The sequence below is a fragment of the Nonomuraea sp. NPDC050540 genome, from assembly GCF_044457485.1.
In the GTDB taxonomy this organism is placed as follows: Bacteria; Actinomycetota; Actinomycetes; order Streptosporangiales; family Streptosporangiaceae; genus Nonomuraea.
Window position 1 is genome coordinate 21,155 of sequence record NZ_JBITHA010000039.1, and the last position, 6,000, is coordinate 27,154.

General features: G+C 66.9%; 5 protein-coding genes and 2 pseudogenes. 2 read left to right on the forward strand and 5 right to left on the reverse strand.

What is annotated here, in order from left to right:
* The first annotated feature begins 245 nt into the window (after window positions 1–245).
* Together ACIBI5_RS53690 and ACIBI5_RS53695 are read left to right on the forward strand one after the other, a co-directional pair.
* Window positions 246–2,411 carry a hypothetical protein gene (locus tag ACIBI5_RS53690; protein ID WP_397259493.1) on the forward strand — a complete coding sequence of 722 codons (2,166 nt, stop codon included), beginning with the start codon at window positions 246–248 and terminating at the stop codon, window positions 2,409–2,411.
* Complete coding sequence (locus tag ACIBI5_RS53695) at window positions 2,408–2,890, forward strand: hypothetical protein (protein ID WP_397259494.1); 483 nt, start codon at window positions 2,408–2,410, stop codon at window positions 2,888–2,890. Before ACIBI5_RS53690 ends, ACIBI5_RS53695 begins: the two co-directional genes overlap by 4 nt.
* A 370-nt stretch (window positions 2,891–3,260) precedes the next feature.
* Here ACIBI5_RS53695 and ACIBI5_RS53700 read toward each other — a convergent pair whose 3' ends face one another.
* From ACIBI5_RS53700 to ACIBI5_RS53720, 5 genes and pseudogenes are all read right to left on the reverse strand, one after another.
* A complete protein-coding gene (locus tag ACIBI5_RS53700) occupies window positions 3,261–3,797 on the reverse strand; it encodes an integrase core domain-containing protein (RefSeq protein WP_397259495.1) in 537 nt (178 codons plus the stop codon).
* Window positions 3,764–4,321 (reverse strand): helix-turn-helix domain-containing protein, encoded by a 558-nt coding sequence (locus tag ACIBI5_RS53705; protein WP_397259497.1) that lies wholly within the window; start codon window positions 4,319–4,321, stop codon window positions 3,764–3,766. Before ACIBI5_RS53705 ends, ACIBI5_RS53700 begins: the two co-directional genes overlap by 34 nt.
* A gap of 498 nt (window positions 4,322–4,819) precedes the next feature.
* Window positions 4,820–4,990 (reverse strand): annotated as a pseudogene (locus tag ACIBI5_RS53710) (integrase core domain-containing protein); the annotation flags it as partial.
* A 16-nt stretch (window positions 4,991–5,006) separates the two neighbouring features.
* Entirely contained in the window at window positions 5,007–5,753 is a 747-nt protein-coding gene (locus ACIBI5_RS53715; protein WP_397259498.1) for a transposase, read from the reverse strand.
* Window positions 5,754–5,841: 88 nt separating this feature from the next.
* Window positions 5,842–6,000, reverse strand: a pseudogene (locus tag ACIBI5_RS53720) (IS110 family transposase); the annotation flags it as partial.

Genomic DNA, 6,000 nt, shown 5'->3' on the forward strand with positions numbered 1-6,000 from the left:
CTGGCGCCCGCCCTCGGCGGGATGTCCGAATCCCTCTGGGGTTCGGCCGACTAGCAGGTTACCTGGGCCCGTGGAACATCGGTCGGCACGGAGGTTCCCGGACACCAGAGGTCCGGTGAAACGACGTGACGGCGCTCGTCGCCCTGATGGCGGCGCGCAGTGGATTCCGGCACCGTGCCGGAACGTTCGGCCGTCAGGCCTTTGCGCGCCAGCCTCGAAAGGGCGAGCACGTGACCTCTTCATACATGCCGGACCCGTCTGAGTCCGAGCCGGGATCCGACGGCATCAGCAACAGCCTTCCCCCGCTGCTTCGTCGTCCCGATCCCGTCGCCGACCCGGTTCCCCTGCCGCAGCTACGCGGCGTCCGCAAGGCGCTGCTGGACAACCCGAGCTGCTCCCTGGACGAGCAGGCCGCGAGCGTAATTACGGCCGGCGCGGTCGATCCCGTCCGGCTGCGCGCTCTCGTGGAGCTCAACGGCAAGGACGAGCACGCCGTCAGCCTGCTGACGGACAAGCCGATCGTGGGCGGCACCCTGTTCGTGACCGGCACCCATTCCCGGTACCTGGACCTCGAAGTCCTGCCGGACTTCATCAACCAGCGGTGGGCTCACCTGCTGCACACACCCATGGACGTCTCACCCCCCACCGATCCCGTACCCGTCTATGAGACGCTCTGGGCGCATCTTGACGGTACGGAGCGGCCCCTGGCCGTCCTCACCGTCAAGATGCGGGACCGCAAAGAGCTCGCACGCGCCGTGACCGAGAGCATGCGGCAGACCCATCAGTCCCACGGCGGTGAGAACGACTACACCGACTCCGTCCTGCAGCAGGGGATCAAGGAGCCGCTCACCCTCATCGTGGTCCGGATCGTCTACGACGACGACAGCACCGACACCTATCTCGTCGCCGGCGACGGCAACAGCCGAATCGTGAGCATGTGGCTGGCCCGCACCGGAGGCGACATCGACGCCGCGGCCGCCGCATGCGTGGCGTCGGTCATCGGCCCGACGAGCCGTACAGGAGAGCGCCATCCCGGCGACCAACGGGCCGCGCGGCGACGGGTCGAAGAGATGGCCTCCCGTGTGCGGCGCGGCCTGGCCGAGACCGATCTGACCGAAGCGACCCGGCGCGAGGGACACACCCTGGCCTTCCCCGCCATCGTGGTCGTGGGAGCCCAAGACGAGCACGGCGACCCGCTCAGCGACCTCGTCGCCGCACGCGACGACCTGCTGGCCAACCTCCACGTCCGCGTCACCCCGTGGGCCGAAGGCGCCCAAAGCAACCAAGGAATGCAGCGGGTCTACCGGCACGCTCTGGGGGACGGCCTGATCGACCAGGCCGTCTATGACATCATCTCCGGCCGGGTAGGTCCGAAGGCCATGCACGAGCACCTCGGTGTTCCGGCTCACCGGCTGTGGTCGGCAGCCGTGCATCAGCACGCGGTCCTCGCCGTTCAGGCCGAGGCGATGAACTGGCTCATCCGCCAGGAGTTCGGCATGGGCAAAGCCGACCGGCAGCGCGTCAGCGAACGGCTTGCGCCCATGGCCCTGTCCGCCTACCGCAGCTCGGACCAGATCACGCGGTCCCTGCGCACCTTCGGCAACGGCGGCACGATCACCGACACGGTCTGGAAGAAGCCCTGGACGCTCACCCGCGGCACGAACCCAATGGAGGTCCTCGACGACGTGCTGCAGCGGGCCCTGGCCGGTCACCCGGAGGCCGTCGCCGAACTCACCGTCCTGGGCGGCACCGCCGCCATCGTGGACGGCTTCATCACACGCGACCGGGGCTCCAAGCTGGGCATCACCCGCGACGCCATGAGCGCCCCGTTCCGGGCCACCCCGAACAAGCTGCTGACGATTCTGGCATCGACCGCAGGCGGGCTGCGCATGCTGCACTCCATCGCCCGGGCCCATGTGGCCGCCGACCTGACCATCCCGCCCAAGGAGTTCCACACCTGCCAGCACGAGCATGAAGGAGTCACGGTCGACGACGGCGACCCGGTCATCGACCAGGCCGGCGCACAGAAGACCCTCTACTACGAATGGGACCTCGTCTACGCCGCCGACCCGAAGCACGCCGAGGCCACGATGGCCGACATCCGCGCCGCCCGTCGCACTGGCGGCCAGGGCGGAGAACCGGACGAGCCGGCCGAGGACGTGGTGCAGCGGCGGAACCTCGACCAGGGGGTCACCAGGGCGCTCAAGGCAGCTCAGGCGCTCGCCAAGATCAGTGTGGCACGCAGCAACAGGACGGTGTTCGGAAGCCCCGAGACCGTGGAGATCTGGTCTGGCCACCTAGACACGATCGAAAAGATCCTCGCGCAGTACGGTCCCGCCAACACCACCCTGCTTGGTCTCGAGGACGAGGACGAGGACGAGGACGACGACGTCGAGGACGGCGAAGCATGAGCGGCCTTCATCTCCCCCCGCCGATCCTCAAGGCACTGCTCCCGGTGTGCACACTGATCCAGCCGATGCTCGCTGAGCCGTTCACCCGGGCTCAGGGGCAGGGTGCGGCGCTTTCCGCCTGGTCAAGCCGCGCCAACCCGGCCGAGGTACGGTGCCGGATCACGGCGGTGTCGGCGGTGTACGTGGCCTGGGACGTCCGGCGCACCTGCCGATACGTCGGCAGCGTGTGCCGCGAAGGCTCCACCGCGGTAGGTGACAGGCTGTCCGAGCACTACCGCGACCGGAGTGCCGGCGCATCGCGCCGGGCGGACTGGGCGCTACTCACGGTCCTGCCGCTTCACCCCGACCTGCACGTCAAAGACGTCCGCATCGCCGAAGGGTGGGCGGCCCGCCGCCTAGGGCCACTAGACGGCTCTGCCCATCCGATGGTCAACCTTGCCACCCCTCCTGCCAGCCTGCTCGTGCCGCGATGCGGCTAGGGAGGGGCGGGCCGCACCGTCTCAAGACGGTGCGGCCCGCCCGCCCCAACGCGGGATTGCCTACGCCTCAGGTGAGCCGCACGTTGGTCCCGCACCACGGTCCGTTCGTGCTCCTCGGTAGGCAACCGCGTTCAGCCTGGTCAGCCAACGAAGGACGTCGACATCTTTCCCCACGCTGTCATTGATGGAAGATGCAGGCATGAGCACGTTGAGCGCGACTGAGCACCACTCGACCCAGATAACACTGGGATGGCGGCCCCGTCCATCCCCGCCCAACACACGCCGGACCAGCCTGTCCACGTCCCCGCCGCGACCCTGTACCGCTTCAAAACTCGTACACGTGGTCTGAGCTGGTGTTTCACCGGATGAGCTACACGGCTCGGCGATACTCGTTGATCGCTCCGCTGAGCACCTTTCGGCACTGAATTTGGCCTTCCAGCGGCACTACAACGTGCTCGTCTTGATCAGGTGGCCGTTGTTGCCGGGACTGGTGCGGCCGGTGCGCGTTGTAGTGATCGGCGTACTCTTCCAAGACTGATCGCAGGTGCCGCTCGTCGTAGATCAGCATCTGGTCGGTGCACTCGGCTCGGACGGTGCGCACCCAGCGTTCGGCATAGCAGTTGGCCCGAGGTGTCCGCGGCGGCGTCTTCATCACCGTGATCCCCTCGCCAGTGAAGATCTGATCGAAGGTGGCGGTGAATTTGGCATCCCGGTCGCGGATGAGGAACCGGAACGAGCTCGCCTTCTGCCCGGGATCGATGAGCAGGTTGCGGGCCTGCTGAGCCGTCCACGCGCCGGTTGGATGGGTGGTCACACCCAGGACGCGCACGCGTCGTGATTCCACCTCCATCACGAATATCACATACAGGCGTTTCAAGAAGATCGTGTCGACGTAAAGAAGTCGCAAGCCAACAGCCCCTTCGCGTGCAGGCGTAGAAACGTCCGCCAGGAGGTGTCGACGTTTCGTGGCGCCGGGCCGTGTCGGCGTGAACGCAGGATTCGTCGCACGGTCGCCTCGCTGACCCGCACGCCGAGCCGAGCCAGTTCGCCGTGGACCCACCGATACCCCCAGCTGGGGTTCTCGCGTGCCAGGCGGAGGACCAGCTCTCTAACCTCCTGGCTCATCTCAGGACGACCGGCGCGGTGTGGGTAGGTCCATGCGCGTTTGACCAAACGACGATGCCAGGCCAAGAGGGTACCCGGGGTGACCAGCCGATGAGCTCGCAGCACCGTCGGCACGAAGCGGGCCAAGGCCGCCAAGAGCGCCCGATCGGCCCAGTCCGGCTTCGGCCGGGCGACCTGACGCTTCAACACAGCAACCTCATGCCGGAGCACCATGATCTCGACATCCTTGGACGCCTGACCACGACCCAGCAACACCAGCCAGCCAAACACTCGAATCAAAGTCAGATACAGCAGACGAACCGACACAGCCCGCGATCTTGCCCGTGGGGCCTCTGGACGTCAAAACCGCAGATCAAGCACCACGAGATGAGTTATGAAGCGGGACAGGCTCTTGCGCGCCGCCAGGATGGTGAACATCCGGCGCACGTGCCAACCGCCCAGTTCCGCGAGCCGGCCATGACCGAGGTACAGCCGCAGATGATCCTCATACGCCTTGCGTGTGGTCGGGCGTAGTCGCTGGTGGGTGGCCAGCCAGTGCCGAAGCCGCTTCCCCACGGTCGCCTCCGCCCCGATCGGCCTGTCCCGCAGCGCGGCCAGCACCGCCGCGCCCTGGATCAGCGCCTCCTCGCGCGTGGGGTAGCCGCCCCGGCGGATCCGCTCCCGGCGCCCTGATAGGCCCGTCGCCTGCACCGCGAAGTACCAGCGCCCGTGCTCGGGTGACACCAGTAGCGGGCAGCGCGTGCCGAACTGCCTGCCTGTCGTCTCGTCGATGCAGCCGCATCGCTTTTTGGGTCGGCAAAGATGGTCGAGCATCTCCCGCCGGAACGTCTTGTGAAAGCGCTCGATCTTGCCGGTCGTGGTGGGTGACCTGGGCTTGGTCAGCCGCTGGGTGATGCCGTTCTCGCGGCAGACCCGCTCGAACATCACCTCGGTCGGCAGTGGTTTGGAGAATCGGCCGGTGAACTGCTTACCGTTGAGTTCCTAATGGATGTCAAGGTGGCGAAGGCATAGCTTGAGAGCCGGGCGGGCCGGTCGACGGGACGCGTTGCGATCTCTTGTTTCGCCGGTCCGTCTCTGATCTCAGCGGCCGTTGGCGGGTATGGGTTGTGCGCCGGGCCGCTCGCACCTCGGTGGGTATGGCATACCGCTCAGCGATGATGGCGCGGGCTTGGGTGGCATCGATTGGCCGGCCGTTGGCGTCGTGCAGGATGTAGTGCTCGCCGCGCCGCCAGCAACCGGCGATCCGGGTGAGCAGGGCTGTGGCGACGTGGCACAGAGCAGAGTTGTGATGCTTGCCTTCGGTGACCATCAGGCGGTGGTATTTGGCGGCCAAACTGGGGTCGGCGCGGCGGGCGTGTTCGGCGGCCATGAACAAGGCTTCACGCAGGCAGGCGTCACCCGCCTTGGTAGGGCCGCCATGGTGGCCGTTGACGCCGGAGGAGTCCAGACGCGGGACCAGACCGCTGAAGGCTCTGACTGCGGCTAGCGAGGTGAAGCGGTTCGGATCGCCCAGCCGGCCGAGGATCTGGGCGCCCAGGATGGGGCCGATCCCGGGCACTGAGGGCAAGATCCCGTCAGGGTCAGCGTGGGCGAAGAGTACGGCGATGCGCTCATCGAGTTCCTTGATCTCATGAGTGAGGGCCAAGGCCAGCCGGGCTTCGATGGCGATGTCGTCGGCCAGGTCGGGGTAATCGAGCTCGTCGTCCCAGAGGTGGAGCGTCGCGCTGGCGGCGGCCAAGAGTTCGTCGGCCTTGATCTGGTTCCAGGCACCGCGTGAGTGTCGGTGCAGGAAGCGGGCCAGTCGGGTTCTGATGCTCCTATAGATGTCAAGCGGCGGATTCTTGATCGTTTTTGGTGATGATCTGGTAGAGCTCGCGGGCGATGTAGCGCTTGAGGCAGCGGATGATCTCCTTCTTGGAGAGTCCCTCTTTGGTGCGTCGTTCCATGTAGGCGCGGGTGCGGGGGTCCCAGCGCAGGCGGACCAG